This window comes from Bacillus sp. JH7 (assembly GCF_001563515.1).
In the GTDB taxonomy this organism is placed as follows: Bacteria; Bacillota; Bacilli; order Bacillales; family Bacillaceae_G; genus Bacillus_A; species Bacillus_A cereus.
Genome location: NZ_LPUS01000001.1, coordinates 2,588,262 through 2,613,731 on the forward strand (window position 1 = coordinate 2,588,262; position 25,470 = coordinate 2,613,731).

Below are 25,470 nucleotides of genomic sequence, written 5' to 3' on the forward strand. Positions count from 1 at the left end.
TTATCTGCTTTTATTGAGTATTCTCATCGTTTTTATACTCCAAAATATCCCCTGGCTGACACTCCAAAGCTTTACATATCGCTTCTAATGTTGAAAAACGAACCGCTTTTGCTTTCCCATTTTTCAAAATAGAAAGATTCGCCATCGTAATTCCAACCTTCTCCGAAAGCTTCGTTACACTCATTTTTCGTTTTGCTAACATGACGTCAATATTAATAATGATTGTCATATCCGCCACCTCAGACCGTCAAATCATTTTCTGATTTTATGTTAATTGCCTCTTGTAGAAGTCGTTGGAGGATAGCAGCAAAAACGGCGATAACGAGCGAAGCAAAAACGATAATGAGTCCCACTAGCCCAATAGGAGGGTCCATTTTTTTCGCTATAAAATGAAAAAGTGGCAAACTTAATACATACAAACCACTGATTGTAATTGCACAGCGCTTTATATTCTTTAACGCCTTTACTGATAATTTCGAGAACGCTGTGTTCTCATCAATGTACTGTAAAAGATTGAAAGCCTGATAAAGAGCAACGTAAAAAGGCACAGCTGCTCCATACATCACAATGAAAACAAGATATTTCATCGGAGCAATATTAGGATACAAATTTGCTGCGAAATTCGCCATTTCCGGCACTAAAAATATGCATAAAGCAAGTACTGAAATTCCAGCAAGAAAAATAATTACTTTTAAGAACGTTGTTGAACTTCGTTTAAGATTCATTTACAATACCTCACTTATTTAATGGCAACATAATTTTATCACAATATTTATTGTTTAACAATAAATAAATATCGTTTTATTTTCGTCATGTTTTTTAATTTAGGCAAAAATAAAAAAGAATTTCTCATTACAAAGAAATTCTTTTTCTTGAAAATGTCTCTTTCAACTTAATTTTTTAAAACGTTAATTCGTAATGAAAATAACGATTATCTCTCAAATAACCATTTTCAGCGTATAATCGTTGTGCTGATAAATTATCAATCTCCGTTTGCAGCTTTACACCTTTTGCTCCATTTTCTAATGCGTATTCTTTAGCAGCTTCTAATAATTTTTTACCTGTTCCGGCTCCACGCTTCGCCGCTTGTACAAATAAATCATTTAAAATCCATAATTCTTTCATTGAAATAGAAGAAAATGATGGATATAGTTGCGTGAACCCAATATATTCGCCGTCTTCAACTGCTACGAAAATAACAGACTCTTTTTTCTCAATTCTATTTCGTAAAAATACTTTTGCCCCTTCTAAATCAGAATCTTGCCTATAAAACATGCGATAGTTATTAAAAACTGATGCTAGTCCATCTAAATCTGCAATTGTTGCCTCATATATTCTCATTTTACTCCATTCCCCTTCCAATACTGTCTCATTATATCCGTTGCCCATTTAGACTGGTGTATTTCTTCTGTCGGCATAAACTCTTTCATTATTGGTTTTATATCCAATATAGGAGTGCCATCAATAGCATCTAATCCCTCAACAATAATTGATTTACCTTCTCTTTTGATCACCTTTACAATTGTTACACCTATGCGATTTGGGCGATTTTTCCCGCGCTGTGCAAAAATACCTACTTCAGGATAATCCTTATTATTTCTAGGATGTCTAGCAAAATACTGAATTTGCTCGTCAGTTACTTTATGAAAATAAAAAACAACTTCAATATGAGAAAAATCTTCAACCCCTTGTATACTCTCTTCTGCATACATTTCAGTTAAAGTTATACGAGATCTTACTTCTCCCCACTCATCATCTTTTATTTCCTTTCTTTCATTATGTACAAATGCGATTGGTTGAACTGAAAACATACGCATTCCCCCTTAAATGTAACCACTTACATTATAAAATATTTTCTGAATGTTTTCCAGATATACGAATAAAGTTTACATAATATAATTATACTCTATCTAGAGCTACCTTGACTGCTTCAATTGCATGTATATGAGTTGTATCAAATATCGGGACAGATACGTTTTCTTGCTTTATTAATAACCCTATTTCTGTACAACCTAATATGATTCCCTGTGCTCCTTTTTGCACTAACTCTTCGATGACTCTTTTATAATATTCTCTAGATTGAGATACTATTTTTCCTAAACATAATTCTGTATATATTACTTTATTTATTTCTTTTCTATTTTTTTCTGATGGTACTATTACTTTTATATCATGCTCTTCAATACGTGACTTATAGAAATCTTGCTCCATTGTATATTTAGTTCCAAGCAGACCAACCTTTTGAATGTCTTTTCTTTTAATTTCTTTTGCAGTTGCATCAGCAATATGTAAGACTGGAATATCAATTTTGGCCTTTATTTTTCCAACTACCTTATGCATTGTATTTGTACAAATGATTATAAAGTCTGCTCCTCCCTTTTGTAATGAATATGCCGCATTCCCTAGAATTTCTCCAGCACCATCCCAATTTCCGCTAGACTGACATCGTTCAATCTCTTCAAAATCCACACTATTAATCAAACATTTTGCTGAATGTAGCCCTCCTAATCTCTCTTTTATTTCTTCATTAATAATTCGATAATATTCAGAAGTTGATTCCCAACTCATACCACCTATAAGACCTATCGTTTTCATATAAACACCTACCTAAACTTTTTTTATAAAACTAATAACAACGTTTTATTATGTATATTATACACAATAAAACAAGACTTTAAGTTTGGAATATAAAGTCTTGTTTTAACGTAATAATATAGAATAATTGTACTTTCATTTCCAAGGAAATTTTTATAGAATATTCTGAAATTAATAATCTGATATTTTTATAAATTCTTTATACTTATAATTAAAACACTCTCGATACAACTCTTTGATTTCATCATATGATGGAACACGTGGGTTATTAGCTGGGCTACCACTTTCAATTGCATCTGATGCCATTTTAGAGATAGCATTTTCAAATTCAATTTCATCGATACCGTATTCTTTTAAATTTGGAATACGAAGATCATAGCAAAGCTTTTTTATTTCCCCAATCGTGTAGTCTGCTACTTCCTCATCAGAATTCGAATACAAATCCTTATTTAAGTTACGTCCAATTTTTGCTAACCTTTTCACTGCACTTGTTTTCGTAAACTCTAACACTGTAGGTAATAGTATGGCATTTGATATTCCATGCGGTACATGAAATAATGCTCCCACTGGCCTTGACATTCCATGAACTAATGTAACTGATGCATTCGAAAATGCAATTCCAGCTTGTAAGGAAGCAATCATCATCGCTTCTCTTGCCTCCATATTATGTCCATCTTCATATGCTATACGTAAATATTTCATAATACTTTCAATAGCTGAAAGAGCAAGTACATCTGTAAGTGGTTGTGAAAATTTAGAAATATAAGCTTCAATCGCATGACATAACGCATCTATTCCTGTTGCTGCCGTAATTTGTGGTGGTAACGAACTTGTCAAAACTGGATCTATAATTGCTACTTTCGGTATAAAACTAGGATGCTTCATCATCATTTTTACATCTGTTTTTTTATTCGTAATTACTGCTACACTTGTAACTTCCGAACCAGTACCAGAAGTTGTTGGAATTGCAATAAGTGGTAGTGGATTGTTTTCTATTTCAATATCCTTTTGGACATAATCCTCAACTTCTCCACCATTTGTATATAAAACCGCTACCGCTTTCGCAGCATCAATACAACTTCCACCACCAATACCGATAATAAAATCGCACTTTTCCTCTTTACAAAGAGATAACGCTTCTAATACGTGTATATTTGTAGGCTCAGCATCCACTTTATTATATGTGCTAACAATAATACCTTTCTTATTTAGTTGTTGCATACACTTTTCAACATATCCTAATTTCTCCATAATTGTATCAGTAACTATAAAAGCTCTTTTCCCTAACTTTTTTGATTGTTCTCCCAGTTTTTCAAGCGAATTCCTTCCATATAATACCGACTTTGGCATACGAAACTCAGAAACCTCTTGCAAGTCCCCCACCCCTTCTTATCCTAATTAATATTTTATAATATAAATTATCGATTTGATGAATCTTTACGATTCAAATTTTTTAATAGAGTCCTGTTAAAGTATAGAATGCGATAACTAAAAATACAGCAACCGTTTTCAAAATAGTAATAGCAAATATATCTTTATATGACTGTTTATGTGTTAATCCCGTTACTGTAAGAATAGTAATAATAGCCCCGTTATGTGGTAGTGTATCCATTCCTCCTGATGCCATTGATACGATACGGTGCATAACTTCTAATGGAATATCAAATTGATTGGCCGCTGCAATAAATTTATCTCCCATTGCGCTTAATACTATTCCCATTCCTCCTGATGCCGAGCCTGTAATTCCAGCTAAAATATTCGTCGTTACTGCACCATTCACTAACGGATTTGTGAAAGTAGCAGAGATGCCATCTCTCATAATTGCGAAGCCTGGAAGTGCTGCAATGACACCACCGAATCCAAACTCAGCTCCTGTATTCATCGTTGCAAGTAGCGCTCCACCAATACTTGTATTCAATCCAGCTTGGAAACCTGTTACTACTCGCTTCCAATATAATAATAACGTTGTTAAGATCCCTATAATAAGTGCCAATTCTACAGACCAAATTCCTACTACTGCACTTAATTCTACTTTTCCAAATGCTTTCATACCAATTGCAGAAAAATCAAAACCGCTTGGATACCACTTCGGTATCATAATAGTAAACACTTTATTCATTACACCTACTAAAATAAGTGGTATAAATGCAATAAGTTGTTGTGCTCTTGTAATTTCAATGTTATTAATTAATGGCATATTTTTTTGTTCTAATTGCACAGATGCTGCCATTTCAGTATTTCCATCATTAAAACCAAAGTATCCTTCACCTGCTGCTTTTGCCTTCTTACGTCTACTCTCTAAATATAGTAAACCTAATGTAAGAACAAAAATTGCTCCTACAATCCCAAGTATCGGTGCAGCATAAATATCCGTTTTAAAAAATGTTGTAGGTATTACATTTTGAATTTGTGGTGATCCAGGTAGCGCATCCATTGTAAACGTTACTGCTCCAAGAACAATCGTTCCAGGGATTAAACGCTTTGGAATATTAGCTTGTCGAAACAACTTAGCTGCGAACGGATAAACAGCAAACACTACTACATACACACTAACACCACTATACGTTAAAATAGCCCCCATTAATACAATCGCTAATATAGTACGTTTTTCACCAACTAACTCAATAATTGTTTTTGCGATAGAATCTGCAATTCCTGACATTTCCACTACTTTTCCAAATATTGCTCCTAATAAAAACACAGGAAAATATAATTTTATAAATCCAACCATTTTCTCCATAAAGATATTAGAAAAGAAAGGTAATACATAACTAGGTTCTGTCAAAAATACTGCAAATAATGCAAATATCGGCGCGAATAAAATAACAGAAAAACCTCTGTATGCTACGAACATAAGTAAACTTAGTGCTAATAATATAATAACTAACTCCAATTTTACCCCTCCATTAAACAGAATATTCTAAATTTTATTGATAAATTTCTACTAACCTTTCAATTCTGACATCCCTCCTCTTATTCATACAAATTTTTATGCTAAAAATGTCTAATTATAATTATTCGATTACATATGAAAAATCCCTTTAAACAGAAACGAATTCATCGTCATACGTTATAAAGGGATTGCTAGAATCTATATTTACTGCTGTATTAAATTTTTCTCTACACAAAAATGATACAGTTCTTCAACATCTTTCACTATGTAGGTCCACTAACTTCAGTCAGTTCTTTTTCACAGCCATAGCCATATAAAACACCAATTGAAGCAATTCCATTCTGATTTGCACCTATTATATCGTGCTTTCTATCACCAATCATTATCATTTCTTCTTTATTTAGTTCTTCATGTGTTTGTAAAATATGAGCAATTATTTCTTCTTTTTTTATTCTCGTACCATCTAAATTACTTCCAATGATGTCTTCGAAATAATTCGTTAATCGAAAATGCTCTATAACTTGTTTCGCAAATACAGTGGGCTTTGAAGTTGCTACGAATATGCGATTCCCTGAACTTTTTAATTGTTGCAAGAGCTTCAGAATCCCCTCGTATACATTATTTTCAAACAATCCACGCTGCTTTAAATACTCACGGAAGTAAAAAACAGCACGTTCAACCTCTCCTTCACTCATATTATATCTCTCTATGAATGATTGCTGAATAGGAGGACCTATAAATGAATCTAACTCACTTATATGTACTTCTTCAATTCCTACTTTTTTTAATGCATATAAAACCGAGTTTACAATCCCTTCTTTCGGATCCGTTAAAGTTCCATCTAAATCAAATAGAAATGTTTTATACATGCTTCATTCCTCCACTTAATTTGCTGTATAAATAAGTGCTAACATCTCTTCCACTTCTCCCTATTATACTATTATTATCTATTTTTTCGAAAAATCAATTTCCATATGTCACATACTTTCAGTTACAAAATACGATAGATATGATACAGTAAAAAAGTTACAATTATTTTAATAGAAACTGGTGAAACAAATGTCAATTACGTTAATTTTTATAATGGCTTTCACAATTGTGATCCACGCAGTTGAAACAAGCTCTTATAGTATTCGATTAGCTGGAGTACGTTTAAAGAAGATTGCGGTTGCCTTGTCTGTTGTAGGAATGGTGTTACTTATTTCAAGAACATCAAACTTACTACAAGCCTTTTTAATCGGTGGTATTGTCGATGAAGCAAAACTAGATTCTTCTATTAATTTAGAGCATATTATACGACTCGTACTATTATCGGCTTCTATCGGTACATTAATCGCGATCATTCTTTATCCAACTTTGACAAAATTATTTGGATATGTCATTCAAAACTTTGAAACAGACGGTTCTTTCATTCGAATGATGAAAACGAATAACATTCAAAAATTAAAGTACACAAAAAAATATGTCCGTTTTCCAAAGTTAGAAATGATTCATAGACTGCGTATCGGTGGTATTCCAAAGCGTATTATGCTTATTAACATGTTTGCTACTGCTATTTATACAGCAGGGGTACTTTCAGCCCTTTACGCTTCTTTTTTAAATCCAGATTATGCAACAAATGCAAGTACAGCTTCTGGCCTTGTAAATGGTTTCGCCACTATTTTATTAACTGTATTACTCGATCCACGCATTGCTCTTTTAACAGAACGTGCTCTACAATCAGAAAGCGGTGCTGAATCTATGAGTAAAATGTATGGTTGGCTAATGATTTCTAGACTTCTCGGCACATTATTAGCACAACTGCTATTTGTACCAGGTGCTTACTGGATTTTATGGATTATTGAACTGATGCATTAATTTACTAGAAAGGTGAATTTATCAATGAAGATCAAAACAGAGAAAGATATAATTCGCTTAATAGAAAACGACGAATGGATGATGAATGTATTACAAATGGCAAAATCACTAGAGCTACCTGATTGGTGGATTTGTGCCGGATTTGTTCGTTCTAAAATTTGGGATACTTTACATGACTATGAAGCTAAAACGGCTATGCCTGATGTTGATGTGATTTATTATGATAGTCTACATCAAGATGAGATATACGAACAATCATTAGAAACGAAATTAATGAATATTGATGCTACTATCCCTTGGTCTGTAAAAAATCAAGCTCGTATGCATGTAGTGAATAATATGCCACCATATTCTTCTTCTGTTAATGCTATTTCTAAATTCCCTGAAACAGCAACGGCTTTAGGAGTTACACTTGATGAACTAAACAACGTTATCTTAACAGCCCCATGTGGTATTGAAGATGTCCTTTCCTTACAAGTGAAACCAACAGCTCATTTTCTTGAATCGAAAGAACGATTACATATGTACAAAAACAGAGTTATAAAAAAGAATTGGCAAAGTAAGTGGCCTAACATCACAATCACATATCCAGAAATTTAGAAAGGGTGCCTCTCATTTATAGAAGCACCCTTTTCTTCATTTCAAAAAATGTATGACTGTTTCTGCAAATCTATCTGCTTCCTCATAATGAGGTGAATGACCGCTCTCTTCAAATACGATATACTTGCCGTTTCGGGCATCTTTATTAAATGTTTTAATTTGTTCTTCACACGTTACTACATCATGTTTTCCTACTATTAATAACATTAGATTTTGTCCATCTTTTATTTTTGATAATAATGATGTATGACATGCTCCCTCTAATTTTAATCTATCAAAGTGAATTTTGGAGCGATTTGAAAATATTTCCCACTCTTCATCACTGTATAAACTCTCATCTGTCCTATCTTCCTTATTATTGTAAATCTCCATTCTTTTTTCTTCTAATTCAGCGCTTAGTCTTATATAAGCTTCTAACAACTCTTCTGAACTAGCCTCGCTAGATGAATAAGCAAAGCACTCTTCTGCTACTTCTTCTTTTCCATACTTTTTTAATAAATGCCCTGTCTTTTGTAACAAAGCCCTACTTGTTAATGCAAAATCAAAAGTTGGTCCTTCAAATATTATTTTCTCTATTGAACTTGGATATATCGACGCATAAAGCAATGCTACATATCCACCGAAAGAGTGTCCAATTATAGACCACTTCTCAATTTGTAATACTTTTTTTAATTCCTCACAGTCTTCAATCAAATCATTTAATCCAAAAGCTTCGTCCTCAGTAATTTCTTCTGAGCGACAAACACCTCTTTGATCTATCATAATTACATATAGAGAATCTTTTAAACGTTCCGATTGATGAAATGAAAAATCATAACAACTTTCTCCTGGTCCACCATGCAAGTATAAGACTGGCTTATTTTTAGGATTTCCATGTGTTTCAACGTATAGCTTTTTCCCTCTAATATTCATATATTTCCCTGCTTCTATCAAATTTTTCTTTATGATCATCACCCCTTTTTTTACTGAATATTATAACATTTAATATTAAATAATCCCTATTACATTTAAGAAGACTATAATTATTGCAAGTGGTGCTACAAATCGAAGTAAAAATGCCCAATAAGTAAATACTTTCTTTCCATAATTTCCACCTACAAAAAACTCTGCTTCTAGTACCTTCTTCTCCATTTTGAATGAAACGAAAATACTAATAAATAGTGCTCCAAGTGGCATTAATATATTACTAGATAAGAAGTCTACTGCATCAAAAATATTCTTTCCGAAAATCGTAATATCACTCCATACTCCAAATGATAACGCTGATGGTATACCTACCAAGAAAATGCCGAAACCGATCAGCCATGATAATTTCGTTCTCTTTTCTTGTTCACCATTTGCTAATGCTGAAACAACAGTTTCTAGTAGAGAAAATGCTGATGTTAATGTCGCAAATGTAAATAGTGCAAGAAATACTGTTAAGAAAAATCCACCGAATGGGATTTGACTAAATACAGATGGTAATACGATAAATAGTAATCCAGGTCCTTCTGTTGGCTCCATTCCTAATGAAAATACGGCTGGAAAAATAGCAAGACCTGCAAATAATGAAACAAATAAATTTAATCCAACAATTGTTATTGCTGATTTTGGTAAACTTTCTTTTTTATTTAAATAGGAACTATACGTAACCATAATTGAAATCCCGATACTAATTGCAAAGAATGATTGCCCCATTGCGAACAAAATACTTTCCGAAGTAATCTTTGAGAAATCTGGTTGTAAGAAAAACTTCACACCTTTCATTGCATCATCAAGTGTTAACGAACGAATAATAAGAGCGACAAATAAAACGAACAATGCTGGCAACATATATTTACTTGCTTTTTCAATTCCGTTTTGTACACCCTTTGATACAACCCATATCGTAATGAACATAAAAGCGAAATGTCCCATAATAGCCCAAGCAGGATTCCCAATTGTTTCAGTAAATAATGTACCGTAATTTTGTCCTGGAGTAATCAGTTGTCCAGTTATTCCTCTGAATAAATAAATTAATACCCATCCACCTACAACACTATAAAACGAAAGTAGTATAAAACAAGTTCCAACACCAAGGCGTCCAATCCAATGCCATCCTGTATTTGGTGCGATGCTTTTAAATGCTCCAACTGCTTGTTTCTGCGTACTGCGTCCAATCATAAATTCAGCTATAAGTAGCGGTAGTCCAATTAAAACAGTAAATAATATAAATATTAAAAAGAATGCTCCTCCCCCACTCTTCCCAGCGATATAAGGGAACTTCCATATCGCACCAAGTCCAATTGCTGATCCGGCTGCCGCCATTATAAAACCTAATTTTGAAGTCCATTGCTCCGTCTGTTTCATCTCATTTTCCTCCCAATTAAATCTTTTTATATAAATAAATAAATTTTATAAACCTATTCAAATAAACCCTCCATTTCTTCTTCCATATAATAAAAAAATGGCCTAGCATCTCTATATAAAGAGACGCTAAGCCATTTACTTAACGCGGTACCACCCTTATTGATTCCATTATGAATCCACCTTAGTAGTAATCGTTTGATTACAAACCTAATATCGAAGGTTAACCGTTAAGATTTACTAAGAATGTAATTCCGTTCCACCTTACTGCTCCTAGGCGAGTTCAGGATGTCATTTGACTATGTCACACCAACCCATAGCTCTCTGTACAAATACATGACCTTACTACTCCTATTCAACACATTTTAATATTTAGAATATATTTTCTTTTGAAATTAATATGAAGTATATCTGTTATATTTGTAACTGTCAAGGGTATATTGATTTTTTTGTCGAAATAGTTCATATTTCAACTGACTTTTACTAAGCTTATTAGAAAAAGAAAGAGTCTATATTTTCACCTTTTTAAACGAACTATAAAAAAAGAATCTTCGCGATAATCGCGAAGATTCTTTTTACGGTATGAGACGAGTACAATCTCTCGGAAAAGCACTCGCCTCTCGTACATTTGTTAATTCTAAAAGTTTATATACAACCCTTTCTAACCCAATTCCGAAACCTCCATGTGGTGGACAACCATATCGAAATGTATTTAAATAAGATTGAAATTTATCTGGGTGTAATCCTTTTTCTTTAAACGAAGCGAGTAACATTTCATAATTATGAATTCGCTGTGCCCCTGACGTTATTTCTAATCCCTTATATAATAAGTCGAATGAATCAGTAATAGCTGGATTCTCTTTATTCGGCATCGTATACATCGGTCTCGCTTTTTTCGGATAATGCGTAATAAAAACAAATTCACTATTATATATTTCCTTCACATATTTCCCTAGTAACTTTTCACCTTCTGTAACTAAATCCCCTACAGGAGATTCTTTACGATACTTACTTTTCAAAATTTCTTGTGCTTCTAACAATGTAATTTTAGGTATTTCAGTAATAACAGGTACTTCTATTTGTAATAGTTGTAGTTCTATTTCACATTTTTTCGCTACTTGTTGAAACATATATCGTAAAACATCCGTTTCTAGTTGCATCACTTCATAAAAATCATGAATAAAACCAAGCTCTACGTCTAACGATATATATTCATTCAAATGACGGGAAGAATTATGATGTTCCGCTCTATATACAGGTGCAATTTCAAAAACTCGTTCTAACCCACCTGCCACCATCATTTGCTTATAGAACTGTGGTGATTGTGCTAAATAAGCTTCTTTTTGGAAGTATGGAAGCTTAAAAACATTTGCTCCTCCTTCTGCCCCTTGCGAAACAATTTTCGGCGTAAAGATCCGTGTGAAATCGTTCTCTATAAGAAATTCACTAAAGCTCTGAACGAGTGTAGATTTCACTTTAAAAATCGCTGCGGTTCGCTCATGCCTTAATGATATTACTCGCTCATTAAGTAGTTGATCTAAGCCAACTTGTAACTTCTTTTTATTTATTTCAAATGGAAGTGGCTCTGCACCGTTTATTACTTTCACTTCATGAGCAAGTACTTCAACACCCAATTCTGTTTTCGATGTCTCGACTATTTCACCAATTACGTGGACGACACTTTCTACATCAACTTTATATCCAGCCAATTCATTTTCTAATACACATTGAATTACTCCTGTTCTGTCCCGTAATAATAAAAAACTAACATTTCCAAGATGTCGAATCTTTTTTACCCATCCTTGAAGTAATACAACCTTTCCACTTTGCTTTTTACATTCTTTTGTGAGTGAACGCTTCATTATTGAATCCATTATTTTTCCCTCCAGTAATTTTATATTTATTTACGTTATTGTTGTCATCGTCATCATCCACGGTCACTCACCCCCTTTCAAAGAATACAAAAATCCGCCCCTATAAATAGGGACGGATTTTTTTCCGCGGTACCACCCAAATTGTCATACTGACCATCTTAGCCCTGATAACGGTAGGTACCGTTTGCTTTTACTAATAATCACGTTCAAAGCAACACTCACAGGTGTCTTTCCATCATGCGGTATCGCAACCTTCCCAGCAACCGGCTGCTCTCTGTAGACCTTTGCACCATGTACTTTTCCTGATCATCACTTTTTATATTTACAGAGTATTCTAACTCCTTATCTTATAAAACGCAAGCTTTTTTTGAAACATTCTGGTTTTATAACTCCTAACTTCTTCTAAAGTGTGAAAAGTTAATTTTGTAATACATATTCTTATGTATTACATCCAAAATTACACCTTTAATATTTTCCAATTTTTACATAAAAACTAATTCATTTACGCATATTAATAAAAATTTTAAAGCGAGGTGTGTATATGCAAAAAGCAATTAGTTTCTTTCTCCTTTTGTTTTGCTTAATTGTAGTAAACGAAACGTATGCCTATTCACCAAAATCTTTACCAATCTCTCAAAACTCTGATCAATGGCAAGTGAATATTGATAAACCGAAAAAAACAAACAAGAATATGCTTCAAACTAAAAAAGATGAATTTCAAACATATCATTTTTCAGTAAAGAATGTCGGGAATAGTGAAGTATATAATGTAAACGTCGAAGTATTCCGCAACGAACCAAATAAGAAAACGAAATATGAACTCTTTTCCCTAAAGGAAAGTCGTTTGGCAAGTGGAAAAACTGGATTTGAACACGCTAATTTACCCGTTGCTACAAAAGCAGATGAAGTTGATGTTATTATTACATGGCAAGAACACCCATTCCGATCGATGCGAAATGGTCAAAAAGTTGAATCTAGAAAATTTAAAGAGCATTTTGTTTTTAAAGAAGCTAAAAAGTAAATGGGATACGGATATATTCACACTATCATTGATATAGCTTTATTTACTAGTACCAGTTCTTAAGCAAATTAAAAAGTCGTGGCTTATAAATGCCACGACTTTTTATATTAATTCGTACTAATGCCTCTCGCTGCCCAAATGCGATCGATATCAGCAGCATGTTGTCCGCCATATAAAAGAGCATCCGCTTGCTTAATCGCTTTCGCTCCATCACTGAATTTAGAGTTTGGTGTTAATGACCAGTGTGATTGTAAAATGATTTTTGTTGCTACATCACGGCCAAAAGCTTGTGCCATTTCGTATTGGCCTTGAGCCCAAATTTCACCATCATCATGCACTTCATTCGTTATATCTTTCGGATATACTTTATTCGTATCTAATCGGCGTAAGCATGTTGGATCTGAACTAGAATAAGCTGTCGCATCCCATTCTCCAACACATGCTTTACCATATCCAGTAGTCGATACTGCATCTTCATATGTAGCACCTAAGAAGTCGCCAAATCCTTCTCCCATCGCTCCACCTTCTGCTGAACTACCAAAGCCAGGAACTTGGTTATCTTGAATCGAATGCCCATACTCATGTGCGATAATACCAGCATCTTCTGCATCATCAACACCGCCAGTACCGAAAGTTAAAGCTTTTGTTGATGGAGAATAGAATGAGTTATCATCAGTTGTACCATTAACATTCACTTTTATCGAACGGTTATTAATATTTTTAAAACCTAGACTTTGAATGTAACGTTGCAATGTGTCGATATGATAGTACGACATAACATCTTCAAAGCTATCATTTGCGCGTGTATAGTTAAATTGTAAATTCGTAGATTTTGTTTTCGCTTTTGAAGAAATCGTTACATATTCTCCAATTAAAAATCCTGTTCCATCTAAACCTTTTAACGTAACAGTTTTCAGTTGGTTCGTTAGAGCTGTTGAATCTGCATCGTTATTATCTTTTAAGCCTACTTTACTACCGCTAGATACGACTGGGTTAGGTAAAAATACTTTTCCTGACCCTTCAGCTTTTCGGTTTATATCAACCTTTTTAATTAACTTTCCATTTTCTGCATCAATAAATGTTTCCCATGCACCAAACGGATTATTAGAATGGACTACAACTTTATATACTGGACGAGCAATTCCTTCTTCAACAATATATCCGAACTCTTTATCTGTAGGAGCCCATAAATTTTGCTCACTTGCTTCTCCAACATACGCCATTGATTTTTGTATTGCATCTTTTTCACTAATTTTTGTCGTTACTTCCTTCACACCTGTAACAGGCTGATAATCAGAAACAGCGAGTACTCCCTTTCCCTCTCCGTTAAGCGTAACTGTTATTTGTTTTGAAAATACAGGTGCACCATTAACAACTTGTTGGAACCTAACATATGAAGCTACTGATGTTTCTGTTGTAGAAATATATTGCAAGTCTGAAAGATCTGTTTTCAATCCATACTGCGCAGCATTTTCTTTTAAATATTCAGTTGCTTTTTTCTGTGGCGAATAAGCTTCTAACTTTACTTGCTGTTGTTTTTCCAATGCCGAAACCGTAGAAATCGTCCCCATTACTAACGGCACGGTCATTGCCATTGCCACCATTTTTTTATTAAACATAGAACCACTCCCCCTAATAAAGTAGCTCAACCTTATCCCATTACCACTAGGCAATCATTCCCTGCAAAACGGATGGATAAAAATTGAATCTACGAGTAATTCTCTATGAACACTTCTATTACCTTTCCATTTAGGGTAAGTGAAATTTTCTCAATATTTATGTGTAAAGTGAACACAATACTTTAGAAAGAAATTTCTAAATCCATTCCTTATCCCTAAAGCTTTTCATATTACTGTTTAAAAAAATAGACTATTTTTTACCTAACGGTAGGTTGAAAAAATCACTTGTAAGTGATACGATTTAAATAACCTTTTTTTAGGAGGATCTATATGAGTAAAAGTGAAGAAACACTCTCTTCAATAATGGAAGCAAGTTATCGCCTTTTTGCTACGTACGGTATTGTTAAAACAACTTATACGATGATTGGTGAGGAGGTTGGTATCGCAAAACCATCTATATATTACTACTTTAAGTCTAAAGATGCTTTAATTGAATGTATTTTTACTGAATTATGTAAAGCTATGCAGTTCTCTTCTTATTTCCATACAGAAGAGTTTACAAAATCAAATTTTATTGAAAAATGTATTGCAATTGGCCTTAAAATAATTGATGAACAGCGAAACGACCCTTATTTTAACCGAGTGTTACAAGAATATGTATTACTATCTTCAAGAAACAAGATGTACAAAGATCGATTACTAACTGTGCAAACAGAATACTTACATGGATTTGAAGTACTCCTTATAAAAGCAAATGAACTTCAATTAATTGAAAATAAAAATCTAGTTTCAAAAGCTCATATGTTAGCATTAGTGCTTGATAATATCGGAAATTTTATGATGATTGGTGCAAAGATAGATTATAAACAAATTTGGATTGAAGCTGTAAATAACATTTTTGAAAGAAGGGGTTGAAGTGAATACAAAAAAACGCATTATCGGCTTAGATTTTGCTAGAGCTTGGGCGATGTTTGGTATGCTACTTGTTAATTTCATGGTGATAACAGGTGCAGAAGGAAATGGTCCCCCTTTTTTAATAACCTTCATGTCACTATTTGAAGGTAGAGCCTCTGCTTTGTTTGTTATACTTGCTGGCATTGGTATAACTTTAATGACTAGGTCAGCCGTTGCTAGCAATGAACAAATAAAAATTTCTAATAGCCGAAAGACCATATGGAAACGATCACTTTTCTTATTTATTTTAGGATTACTACTATATGTAATGGAGTGGACTGGGGATATATTACACTACTATGGTGTTTACCTTTTCGTTGCTGCATTACTCATGACAGTACGCAAAAAACTATTACTTTTTCTTTCTATCATTATTTTATTGTTTGCACAATCTCTTCAGCTTACTTTCAATACTTTCGAGGGTTGGGTAGGTCCAACTCCATTTATAAATTATGTAGACTTCTGGACAATAAAGGGTTTTCTTCGCAACTTATTCTTTAATGGCTATCACCCTATTTTCCCTTGGTTCTCGTTCTTCTTAATCGGTATGTTAATTGGCAGGTTAGATCTTCATAATAAAAAAATAAAAAAAAGATTACTCTTACTCGGTATTACAATCACAATATTGACAGAACTTTTATCAAAAGGACTTACACACTTTTTTATTCCATACATCGGCAGAGAGACCGCCACATTTTTATTTAATACAGGACCCATCTTACCAAATGTATTATATATTTTATCTGCTACAGGATCCTCTATTGCTATATTAATCATTTGCCTCTATATCGCTGAAAAATATAGAAATAATTGGTTTGTCACTTCCATTGTGCAAACAGGACAATTAACATTAACTCATTATGTCAGTCATGTATTTATCGGTATTGGGATATTAATTCTATTAAATAGAATGGAAAATCAATCACTACTATTCGTTTTATTATTTGCTACTGCATTTTTCATTTTCAGCATTTTAATTAGTGTGTTATGGAGAAAGAAATTTTCTAGAGGTCCTATCGAATGGATTATGAGGAAATTAGCCGGATAAATTTCCATCATACAAAAAGGAAGTTGGAATCATTCCAACTTCCTTTTTTCTTTAATTAGCTGCACTTAATTTAATTCTAAGTTTTGTTTCACCCAAAGAAAGTTCATCGTCTTCGTTCGTTAAGTGACCAAATGTAAATTGTTTAACGAGTAAGTTTTCTTCCAATAAATCTTTATGGTTCGTTAACGTTCGCTGTAGCTCTACTTCTGTATCAAGAATAACATCGACTCGTAAATTAACTGGTAAATTCAACTGTTTACGATATTCTTGAACCGCACGAATGAATTCACGCGCTACTCCTTCTTGCAACAATTCTTCCGTTACATTCGTATCTAACATAACTGTATATTGTCCGTTAGTCGTATTAGAGAATCCTGATTTTGCAACTTTCTCAACTAACACATCTTCAGCAGTTACAACTACTTCTTCTCCTGGTGTTGCTTCGTAAACTGCTCTTCCTGTTGATACAAAGTTTTGCACTTCTTCTTGTGATAATTGTTTTAGCCAACCATTCACTGCATTCACATTTTTACCGAACTTCGGCCCCGCTGTTTTAAAATTAAGCTTCAATTGATATGATGTGTATTTTGTTTCATCGAGTTCAACATGGAACGCTTTTACATTTAACTCATCCATAACGATATCACGATAAGATTCCCAATCCATATCATTCTCGTTATGCTCAAGTAATACAAGTTCTGCTAGCGGCTGTTTTACTTTTAAAGAATGCTGATTACGGTTACTTCTTCCAAGTTCAACAACTTGTAAAACAGCATCCATTTCCGCTTCTAATTTCGGCTGAAGTAGTGATTCATTTACAACTGGATAATCGGCTAAATGAACGCTGCTTCCTTCTAAATTCAGATGAATGTCTTCCGCGACAAATGGTGTAAATGGTGCAATTAATTTACTAATTGTTACAAGTACTTCATGAAGTGTCTCATACGCAGCTGCTTTCTCAGCGTTCATACCAGATTCCCAGAAACGATTACGTGAGCGTCTTACATACCAGTTACTCACTTCATCTACAAGTGCTGCAATTTCACGAGCTGCATTCGTAAATTGATAATCATCAAGTGCCGTTCTCACTTTTTTCGTTGTACTATGCAATCTTGATAATACCCATTCGTCTAATTTCGTAAGCTTTACATCATACGTTTCTTTCGGATTATACTCATCTAAATTTGCATATAAAACGTAGAAGCTATACACATTGACTAATGTATCTACAAATTTAGATTTCGCTTCCAGTACTGTTCTTTCAGAAAAACGCTTCGCATTCCACGGGGCACTATCAACAAGTAAAGCCCATCTTAGCGCATCTGCACCAAATTTATCTACTAAATCAACTGGGTCTAGTGCATTTCCTTTGCTTTTAGACATTTTCTGCCCTTCTTCATCTAAAACATGCCCTAGTGATAACACTCGTTTATACGGTACTTTTCCTGTATATAGTGCTGATACTGCTAATAAACTATAAAACCAGCCGCGTGTTTGATCAATTCCTTCTGCAATAACATCCGCTGGAAACTGCTCTTCAAATAACTCTTTATTTTCAAATGGGTAATGATATTGTGCAAATGGCATAGAACCACTATCAAACCAAACATCAATTACTTCTGGTGTACGATTCATTGTTCCTCCGCATTTCTCGCAGCAGACTTGCACTTCATCTACATACGGCTTATGCAATTCCAAATCTTCCGGTGTTTCTTTCGTACTATGCTTTCTTAATTCGGCAATGCTCTTCGGTGCGAACTGATGATTACAACTTTCACATTCCCACACGTTTAATGGTGTTCCCCAATATCTATTTCGGCTAATATTCCAGTCCACCATATTTTCTAAAAACTTACCAAAACGTCCATGTTTCATATGATCCGGATACCAAGTAACAGAATCATTATTTTGTAAAAATGTATCTTTAATTGCAGTTGTTCGGATTAACCAACTTTCTCCTGCATAATAAAGTAGTGGTGAATCACAACGCCAGCAATGCGGATAGCTATGTTCATATTTTTCTTTATGATACAGTAAACCTTCCTTCGCTAAATAACGAACGATATCCACGTCACAATCTTTTACAAATCTCCCTTTCAAAAATGGTACCGCTTCTGTATACTCACCTTTTTCATCTACAACGTGCAAGAATGACAATCCTTCACTTTGAACGACTCTATAATCGTCCTCTCCATATGCTGGAGCAATATGAACAAGTCCTGTACCACTATCTCCCGTTACAAAATCTGCTGCAATAACGCGGTAACCATTTGTAACTTCTTTCATCGGAAATGGCGCTGTATAAGATGTGTTTAATAATTCTTCGCCTTTATGAACAGATAATACTTCATAGTTCTCTTTTAATACTTCTTGTACACGTTCTTTCGCAACAATGTATACATGACTTTCTTGTTTTGCTTTAACGTATTCCATATTTGGATGGACAGCAAGCGCAACGTTTGCTGGAAGTGTCCAAGGTGTTGTGGTCCAACCTAAGAAATACTCATTTTCACTATCTTTCACTTTAAACTTCACAGTTGCACTTAAATCTTTTACTGTTTTATACCCTTGTGCAACCTCATGTGAGCTCAATGAGGTTTGGCAGCTTGGGCAGTATGGTGAAACTCTATGTCCTTTATATAACAATCCTTTTTCATGGATTGTCCCCAAAATATGCCATACACTTTCGATATATGGATTCTTTAAAGTTACATATGGATCATCCATATCTACCCAATAACCAATACTTTCAGTGAATTCACGCCACTGCTTCTCATATGTGAAAACACTCTCTTTACACTTTTGAATAAATGGTTCAATGCCATATTCTTCGATCTCATGTTTACCAGAAATACCAAGTTGCTTCTCAACGCCTAATTCTACAGGTAAACCATGTGTATCCCATCCCGCTTTTCTTAACACTTTATAACCAGCCATCGTTTTATATCTTGCTACTAAGTCTTTAATTGTTCGTCCAAGTGCATGACCTACATGCGGTAGTCCGTTCGCCGTTGGTGGTCCTTCATAAAATACGAAAGACTGTGCGCCTTCTCGATTCTGAATTGATTGTTCGAAAATATTTTGTTCGTTCCACTGTTTGCGAATTCGCATTTCTCTTCCTACAGCTGATTCTTTTACATCTACTTTTTCCATATACAATCACTCCTTTGAATATTTTAAAGCACACAAAAAACCCGTCCCTATAAAGTAGGGACGGGTTTACCCGCGATACCACCCTAATTCTATTAGCTTTTTCACTAATAGCACTTAGCAACGTACTATCATACGTGTTCTTTGTAACGGTAGACATCCGTCCGGGCTTACTTACTTTCAGCCTCAGCTCCTCGGAGATGATTTTCAAATAACGTCTGCACACCGGCTTTCAGCAATATACCGGCTCTCTGGAGAACAGCTCACTATTTTACTCTTTCTCGTCTTCAGATTTGTATACTTTGTTAAAAGTTATTTTATGCCATTTAGCAACTAATTGTCAACTAATTCAAAATATATCCTTATCTTTTTCCCCTATTCTTATACAATTACTTTTCAAATTCTCGCAATGCTGCTAAATTTTCATCATCCTCAATAAGTTCAACAAAGAATCCCGAGTCATCCTCACGAAGGACAATTTCAAGCTCTTCCTTCGCCTCTTCATTTCTATTTAACTGTGCTAAATAACAAGCACGATCATATCTTGCTAACAAATCACTTGCATCCATTGTTAATACTTCATTTGTTATTTTTTCTGCCTTTAGTGTTTGGCCGGCACCATGATATGAAGACGCTAAAGAAAGAAGAATTACTGTTTCATTTGGATGATGTATAGAAGCATTTTCTAATACTTGAATTGCCTCTTCAAACCTTTCTTGACTTTGATATATTTCTCCTAAAGCAAGAAATGCTCTACTTACAAACGGTGTTTGCTCTGTTAATTGTAAGATAATCTTTTCTGCTTTTCTTTCTTCCCCTGCTTTAAAGAATACTTGTGCTTGCAGAAGAAGAGTATCATAATCATCTGGTAGTTCTCGAACCATTTGTTTCGTTAATTCCAAAGCATCTCTTAACATATCTTCTTCCTCGCACTCAACGAAAAGATTTACAAGTTGCTTCGCTACGTCATAATCCCATTTATTTTGTAGTGACGTGTGCAGAATCTCTATTGCTTCTTTATTCATCTCTACATTCTCATAAAATAGCGCAAATCGCTGTGCTGCCATACTATTTTTCGGATTTAACTTTAAAGAGATTTCATATAAATCAATTATCATAGTAACCATTGAAATTTCTTTCGCACGATTTTTCATACGATAAAAAGCTCTCGTAATGATAGATCGTTTCGGCTGTTCATGCAGCTGGCGTTCAATCCATATTTCCGTAACCGCAGCTGCAGCATACATGAATGCTGCACTTCTTTCTGCTTTTTTCACCTTTAATGTATGAAGAAAATCTCGTATGTTAGACAATTTTTTATGTTGCTCTACTGCTTTTACATAAACATCAAATATACGTTCATTATCAAAATCTTTTTGTATTACTTTCATTGCAACTTCAATTGCTTTTACATTTCTTTTTTTCACTAATACTTTTGCATAATGATATAGTACTTCTATATGCTCACCATCTAATTGTAGCGCGTATTCAATCTGTGCTTGTTCTTTATCTGTTTCATTCATCGCTCCGTACACATATGCAATCGCATCTAAACGCCATATTTCAGGTACTTCGTCCGCTAATTGTTCTAGTTCAATCAGCAATTCTTCCTGAAGGTTCATTTCTACTGAAAGCTGTGCCAAATATTCCATATTAATATGCAACGGCTCTTCTTTCATCGCCTGAACCATATGACTTTGTTCTTTAGAACGGTTTTCTTCTTTTTCGTATATTTCCGCAAGCTGTAAATGTACACCTACGAAATTCCCATCAAGCTCTAAACATGTTTCATACGCCTGCTTTGCTTCCGTCAATTGCCCTAATGCCATAAGTGTTTCGCCAATTCGGTAATACGGTAATGCCGTTTCCATTTGTTCTATCGCCTTATTATATCTTTTCATCGCTTGGCCGTACTGTCCAATAGATTCATACAAAATACCTGCATAACAACCGTACTCACTTACTTCATTTCTTTCTTTGTGTAACGTTCTTAAAAATGCTATACCTCGTTGTACAAATTCCGTTCCTTTAATTCGATTCACATATTCATCTAACGCACTTGCTACATTATAATCACTTTTCTTTATACCATTTTCTAACTTAGATAGCGCTACTTTAAATCCTTCTTCATTTCCACCAAGTTCAATTTCAGCATCCCATAAAACCATTCCTGCATTCATGAGGAAATCTTGGCTCTTTTCAATTTGCTTCTCAAGACCAAGAATATATTCTTTTGCTTCCTTATATTGTTCTCTTGCCATATAAACTTGTGTAAGTCCGAAGTGAGAATAAACATCCTCATCATTTTCTTCTAAAGCACGCTTATACAATACTTCTGCTTCTTCCAAGCTATCATTTTGAAAATGATAGTCACCTAATTTTACGTAAAGAGGTGCTTTATCATCACAATTCTCAATACCGTTTAATAAAATTTCTTTCGCACTTTCCTCATCCTTCAAATCAGATTCGTATATTTCCGAAAGTTTCGTATAAATGTAAGGTGCATTACTATCCAAATGAATCGCTACTTTAAGCCCTTTTATTGCTAAATATAATTTCCCTAGTTGATGTGCACATCTCGCTCGTTCATACCATACATGCGCTTCATATTTATACTCTTTTAACAAGTCATTAAAGATTTCATATGCTTCTTCATATCTTTCTAAATCTATTAATATTAAACCGTGATTTGTTAAAGTGAACCTTTCAGGACTACGCTCTAACGCAACTTGAGAGTATTGCAATGCTTTTTCAGATTGATCAATATACATATAGGATAAAGCGAGAAAACTCCAAGCAATAGGCTGATCTGCGTCTAATTGTAACGATGAACGAAAGCTTGAAATCGCTTCTAGATAACTTTCCTGTTCAAACGCATATCTTCCGTTTATTAAATGATATAAAGCACGATTATTTTTCTTCTCAACGCTTGTCAGCATTTGCTCCGCTTTCTCTACTTCCTGAAGACGAATAAAACACTGTGCACCATGCAATTTAACAAAGTCCGAGTTCGGAAACTTTTCCATTAACTTATCGATACAATATAAAATAAATTCTTTATCTACTTCAACATCTAAGTGCTTTATCGTATATAACCACGTATTTGGATTATCACTCGTTTCTTTTAAAAATTGTACTAAGTTACTAATTCCCTCTTTGTCATGTTCATCTAAATGATCCGTAAGAGAAAAAATAGATTTAAAATAACGATCTTCTTCTTCACTTAGAAACGCTAGTTGCTCCTTCTTTTCTTTCGGAACAAACGTGATTGCTAAACAGCCTGTATAACGATATTTTTCTTGTAATTTACTATATTCCACAAGAACTGGTTCTATAAAGTTTGGATCTTGAACATAGAAAGCTTGCAATGTATCATCATATCCAGATAGAACTTGTACGTGTGAAGCATGCTCAATATCTATACTTAATAAAACAGGAATTCCTTCGTCAATCAGTCTCTTATAATTCTCTTCATTCCCTTTAAAATAACGATATTCATAACCTAATTCTTCTAAATAAGAAACAGTATCTGAAAACTTCGAACCTGTCATATCAAAAATAAACTCTGCTATTTCATCTTGTGTACGTTTCTCTCCCCATATACGCAACATCATCTCTAAGCTTGTCGGAACACAATAATTATCCTTTTGTACAATAGGAACTATCGGCAAGTGAACCTTTTTTCCATCCGGATTTTTTTCTAAATTATGATATAAAGATTCTTTTAAACTCTTTTCTTCTTTTAATAGTTTTTGTAAATCTGCAAATTTATTCATTTTGTACAGTGCTTCTGCACGTAAATGTACAAAGTAAGTATTATAGGCATGATATGGCAGCTGAGTATTTATGTTATCTATTACCGCTAACATCTCTTCATATTGCTCTAAATCTAATAAATACTTTATCTTCTCAAAATGAAAATATGGTACTTGTGGGAATTTTACAATCGCATCATCGATTAACTGTATCGCGCGTTTTTGTTCTCCTTTATTCGCATACAATTGTGATAATAAATAGGTAGATAACTCTTCACAATCTTCATGCTGCATGCCAGCAATAAATTGTTCTTCCGCTTTCTCCCATTCACCTGTATGCATATAAACGTAGCCCCATTTATCAAACACTGCGCGCGCACTGTACTCCTCTGCTTTTTGCATATACATTAACGCTTCTTCGTTTCGTTTCATTTCTAAAAGACATCGTACTAACGTAAAATATGTTTTCGCTAAAAAATCTGCATCTATTTCTTCTTTACTTAACTCTTCTAAAGAAGATTTTAACAACTGCTCTGCTTCAAGAATTTTCCGCTCATCAATTAACTCATCACAATATAAAGAGAGCGTTCTCATATTTGGGAATTTTTTATAAGCGTAACGAATGAGGAATGAACTGTATTGGTGCATAAGCCCTTCATCAGTAAGGCGAATTAATATATCGAACTCCTTATGCGAAGGAATATTGGCAAGCCAATTCTTCACATAGGATAAAGTATTCGTTTCTTTTATATATGCAATTTCATTATTTATTTCCTGTAATCCATCTACAAATCTCTTGTCTTTTAAACAAGTTTCTAACTGCTTAAAATCTAGCATGCATTCACCTCGAATTTATATTTAAACTGCTACTTGCTTAGATTTTACACACCATATAGTATGTATTCAACTAAAATCTCTTATAATAGATGTTATTAATTAATATTATTCAAATTTATAACAAAATATAGTAAAAATGATTGTTTTTCTCCGTATTTTGTTTAATTATATGGAATAACGTAACATGCGGTTTTAATCTTGTAGAAGCTGAAATTAGTACATAAAATTATATCGGCGATAATTCAAATATATCAGCGATTCTTTCATTTTATCGGCGATTTTCAAATTATATCGACCGATTCTTAACATATATCAGCGATTATATGTCGAATATCGACTTATCGACATTAAACGACAAGCCTTATACATCATACCTTTTAACAAACTATGTCACCAAATGTAATTTTCATATTGGGAGCGTATACAAAAGAAGAATACACATGAAATATTTTAAAAAATCGTAGTTCAGCTTCATATTGAGCTAGCGCATTATCATATGTTAATCCTCTGGCTATTAAACGTTCTACAAATTGTTGCTTATTACCCGGATCACCTGCAATCCCCTCTTCTTTTAATGATTGATACAAATCGTTTTTATCATTATGATGCATATTTGAATCTAAAAAGTTCACTTTATCGCTTACTCTACATTCAATATTTTTCACACCTAATTCACTTAAATATATCGGTATTTTCATGCCTATATTGCCATCTTTACCATTTCTTTGCGTATCACTTTCAAATAATTTCTGCAAAACACCTAGCTGAATAAATTCCGATTGTTTCTCCCCATCTAGTAAATAAGAAGCCATATTAGAAATCTAATGTGGTTCAAAACAGATTATTTTCCCGCCTCCTTTTATATACAAAACTAAAGTTCTCTATATAATAGCCGTATTCCTACACTTTTCTTAAAACTTCAAAGCAAAAAAGCTAGTGTAT

Annotated in this window: 18 protein-coding genes, 2 pseudogenes and 3 other annotated features; of the genes and pseudogenes, 5 read left to right on the top strand and 15 right to left on the bottom strand. The window is 33.8% G+C overall.

Features of this window, described 5'->3' with window-relative positions; all coding sequences use genetic code 11:
- Positions 1–10: 10 nt before the first annotated feature.
- The 8 genes and pseudogenes from AU379_RS12925 to AU379_RS12960 form a co-directional block, all read right to left on the bottom strand.
- Positions 11–229: a helix-turn-helix transcriptional regulator gene (locus tag AU379_RS12925; RefSeq protein ID WP_061139354.1), complete on the bottom strand. Its 219-nt coding sequence runs from the start codon at positions 227–229 to the stop codon at positions 11–13.
- Positions 230–239: 10 nt separating this feature from the next.
- Positions 240–725: a DUF2975 domain-containing protein gene (locus AU379_RS12930; RefSeq protein WP_061139355.1), complete on the bottom strand. Its 486-nt coding sequence runs from the start codon at positions 723–725 to the stop codon at positions 240–242.
- Between the two features lie 175 nt (positions 726–900).
- Entirely contained in the window at positions 901–1,341 is a 441-nt protein-coding gene (locus AU379_RS12935) for a GNAT family N-acetyltransferase (protein WP_001223866.1), read from the bottom strand.
- Positions 1,338–1,811 (bottom strand): SAM-dependent methyltransferase, encoded by a 474-nt coding sequence (locus AU379_RS12940; protein ID WP_061139356.1) that lies wholly within the window; start codon positions 1,809–1,811, stop codon positions 1,338–1,340. The genes AU379_RS12935 and AU379_RS12940 overlap by 4 nt, the downstream gene beginning before the upstream one ends.
- Before the next feature lie 88 nt (positions 1,812–1,899).
- The gene (locus tag AU379_RS12945) at positions 1,900–2,595 is read right to left on the bottom strand and encodes an aspartate/glutamate racemase family protein (RefSeq protein WP_030025515.1); all 696 of its coding nucleotides are present in this window, start codon (positions 2,593–2,595) and stop codon (positions 1,900–1,902) included.
- A 171-nt stretch (positions 2,596–2,766) separates the two neighbouring features.
- On the bottom strand, positions 2,767–3,969 hold the full coding sequence (locus tag AU379_RS12950; RefSeq protein ID WP_001158668.1) for an iron-containing alcohol dehydrogenase: 1,203 nt from the start codon (positions 3,967–3,969) through the stop codon (positions 2,767–2,769).
- A 79-nt stretch (positions 3,970–4,048) separates the two neighbouring features.
- Entirely contained in the window at positions 4,049–5,488 is a 1,440-nt protein-coding gene (locus tag AU379_RS12955) for a GntP family permease (protein WP_000424329.1), read from the bottom strand.
- Between the two features lie 204 nt (positions 5,489–5,692).
- Positions 5,693–6,357, bottom strand: a pseudogene (locus AU379_RS12960) (HAD family hydrolase).
- Between the two features lie 190 nt (positions 6,358–6,547).
- Between AU379_RS12960 and AU379_RS12965 the strand changes: the two are divergent.
- Complete coding sequence (locus AU379_RS12965; RefSeq protein WP_000028915.1) at positions 6,548–7,345, top strand: lipid II flippase Amj family protein; 798 nt, start codon at positions 6,548–6,550, stop codon at positions 7,343–7,345.
- A 24-nt stretch (positions 7,346–7,369) separates the two neighbouring features.
- Complete coding sequence (locus AU379_RS12970) at positions 7,370–7,945, top strand: nucleotidyltransferase family protein (protein ID WP_000695357.1); 576 nt, start codon at positions 7,370–7,372, stop codon at positions 7,943–7,945.
- 36 nt (positions 7,946–7,981) lie between these two features.
- On the opposite strand, the gene AU379_RS12975 is transcribed toward AU379_RS12970, so the two are convergent.
- The 3 genes from AU379_RS12975 to aspS form a co-directional block, all read right to left on the bottom strand.
- Positions 7,982–8,857 carry an alpha/beta hydrolase gene (locus AU379_RS12975; protein WP_030025511.1) on the bottom strand — a complete coding sequence of 292 codons (876 nt, stop codon included), beginning with the start codon at positions 8,855–8,857 and terminating at the stop codon, positions 7,982–7,984.
- A 75-nt stretch (positions 8,858–8,932) separates the two neighbouring features.
- Positions 8,933–10,273: a sodium-dependent transporter gene (locus tag AU379_RS12980; protein WP_000814538.1), complete on the bottom strand. Its 1,341-nt coding sequence runs from the start codon at positions 10,271–10,273 to the stop codon at positions 8,933–8,935.
- Between the two features lie 116 nt (positions 10,274–10,389).
- Positions 10,390–10,638, bottom strand: a binding site (T-box leader).
- 207 nt (positions 10,639–10,845) lie between these two features.
- Positions 10,846–12,144 (bottom strand): aspartate--tRNA(Asn) ligase, encoded by a 1,299-nt coding sequence (gene aspS / locus AU379_RS12985; protein WP_030025509.1) that lies wholly within the window; start codon positions 12,142–12,144, stop codon positions 10,846–10,848.
- A 105-nt stretch (positions 12,145–12,249) separates the two neighbouring features.
- Positions 12,250–12,463, bottom strand: a binding site (T-box leader).
- Positions 12,464–12,685: 222 nt separating this feature from the next.
- Here aspS and AU379_RS12990 point away from each other — a divergent pair.
- Positions 12,686–13,165, top strand: coding sequence for a hypothetical protein (locus AU379_RS12990; protein ID WP_001167918.1), 480 nt, complete (start codon positions 12,686–12,688; stop codon positions 13,163–13,165).
- A 107-nt stretch (positions 13,166–13,272) separates the two neighbouring features.
- Here the strand turns inward: AU379_RS12990 and AU379_RS12995 are convergent, their stop codons facing one another.
- On the bottom strand, positions 13,273–14,784 hold the full coding sequence (locus tag AU379_RS12995; protein ID WP_000482274.1) for a M36 family metallopeptidase: 1,512 nt from the start codon (positions 14,782–14,784) through the stop codon (positions 13,273–13,275).
- A gap of 330 nt (positions 14,785–15,114) precedes the next feature.
- Here AU379_RS12995 and AU379_RS13000 point away from each other — a divergent pair, with 330 nt between their 5' ends.
- Positions 15,115–15,699, top strand: coding sequence for a TetR/AcrR family transcriptional regulator (locus tag AU379_RS13000; protein WP_000045223.1), 585 nt, complete (start codon positions 15,115–15,117; stop codon positions 15,697–15,699).
- A gap of 1 nt (position 15,700) precedes the next feature.
- On the top strand, positions 15,701–16,786 hold the full coding sequence (locus AU379_RS13005) for a heparan-alpha-glucosaminide N-acetyltransferase domain-containing protein (RefSeq protein WP_061139357.1): 1,086 nt from the start codon (positions 15,701–15,703) through the stop codon (positions 16,784–16,786).
- 51 nt (positions 16,787–16,837) lie between these two features.
- On the opposite strand, the gene ileS is transcribed toward AU379_RS13005, so the two are convergent.
- The 3 genes and pseudogenes from ileS to AU379_RS13020 all read right to left on the bottom strand — a co-directional run.
- Positions 16,838–19,939 (bottom strand): isoleucine--tRNA ligase, encoded by a 3,102-nt coding sequence (ileS, locus tag AU379_RS13010; protein WP_000416540.1) that lies wholly within the window; start codon positions 19,937–19,939, stop codon positions 16,838–16,840.
- 53 nt (positions 19,940–19,992) lie between these two features.
- Positions 19,993–20,233: a binding site (T-box leader), on the bottom strand.
- A 92-nt stretch (positions 20,234–20,325) separates the two neighbouring features.
- Positions 20,326–24,528 (bottom strand): bacteriocin-processing peptidase family protein, encoded by a 4,203-nt coding sequence (locus tag AU379_RS13015; protein WP_061139358.1) that lies wholly within the window; start codon positions 24,526–24,528, stop codon positions 20,326–20,328.
- A 377-nt stretch (positions 24,529–24,905) separates the two neighbouring features.
- Positions 24,906–25,391 (bottom strand): annotated as a pseudogene (locus AU379_RS13020) (class I SAM-dependent methyltransferase); the annotation flags it as partial.
- Positions 25,392–25,470 lie beyond the last annotated feature (79 nt).

Excerpts from the sequence above, each read along its gene's own strand:
- AU379_RS13000 (WP_000045223.1), top strand. The coding sequence starts at position 15,115 with ATGAGTAAAAGTGAAGAAACACTCTCTTCAATAATGGAAGCAAGTTAT.
- aspS (WP_030025509.1), bottom strand. The coding sequence starts at position 12,144 with ATGGATTCAATAATGAAGCGTTCACTCACAAAAGAATGTAAAAAGCAA.
- AU379_RS12995 (WP_000482274.1), bottom strand. The coding sequence starts at position 14,784 with ATGTTTAATAAAAAAATGGTGGCAATGGCAATGACCGTGCCGTTAGTA.
- AU379_RS12990 (WP_001167918.1), top strand. The coding sequence starts at position 12,686 with ATGCAAAAAGCAATTAGTTTCTTTCTCCTTTTGTTTTGCTTAATTGTA.
- AU379_RS13015 (WP_061139358.1), bottom strand. The coding sequence starts at position 24,528 with ATGCTAGATTTTAAGCAGTTAGAAACTTGTTTAAAAGACAAGAGATTT.
- AU379_RS12925 (WP_061139354.1), bottom strand. The coding sequence starts at position 229 with ATGACAATCATTATTAATATTGACGTCATGTTAGCAAAACGAAAAATG.
- AU379_RS12965 (WP_000028915.1), top strand. The coding sequence starts at position 6,548 with ATGTCAATTACGTTAATTTTTATAATGGCTTTCACAATTGTGATCCAC.
- AU379_RS12945 (WP_030025515.1), bottom strand. The coding sequence starts at position 2,595 with ATGAAAACGATAGGTCTTATAGGTGGTATGAGTTGGGAATCAACTTCT.
- ileS (WP_000416540.1), bottom strand. The coding sequence starts at position 19,939 with ATGGAAAAAGTAGATGTAAAAGAATCAGCTGTAGGAAGAGAAATGCGA.
- AU379_RS12940 (WP_061139356.1), bottom strand. The coding sequence starts at position 1,811 with ATGTTTTCAGTTCAACCAATCGCATTTGTACATAATGAAAGAAAGGAA.
- AU379_RS12980 (WP_000814538.1), bottom strand. The coding sequence starts at position 10,273 with ATGAAACAGACGGAGCAATGGACTTCAAAATTAGGTTTTATAATGGCG.
- AU379_RS12970 (WP_000695357.1), top strand. The coding sequence starts at position 7,370 with ATGAAGATCAAAACAGAGAAAGATATAATTCGCTTAATAGAAAACGAC.
- AU379_RS12975 (WP_030025511.1), bottom strand. The coding sequence starts at position 8,857 with ATGAATATTAGAGGGAAAAAGCTATACGTTGAAACACATGGAAATCCT.
- AU379_RS12930 (WP_061139355.1), bottom strand. The coding sequence starts at position 725 with ATGAATCTTAAACGAAGTTCAACAACGTTCTTAAAAGTAATTATTTTT.
- AU379_RS12935 (WP_001223866.1), bottom strand. The coding sequence starts at position 1,341 with ATGAGAATATATGAGGCAACAATTGCAGATTTAGATGGACTAGCATCA.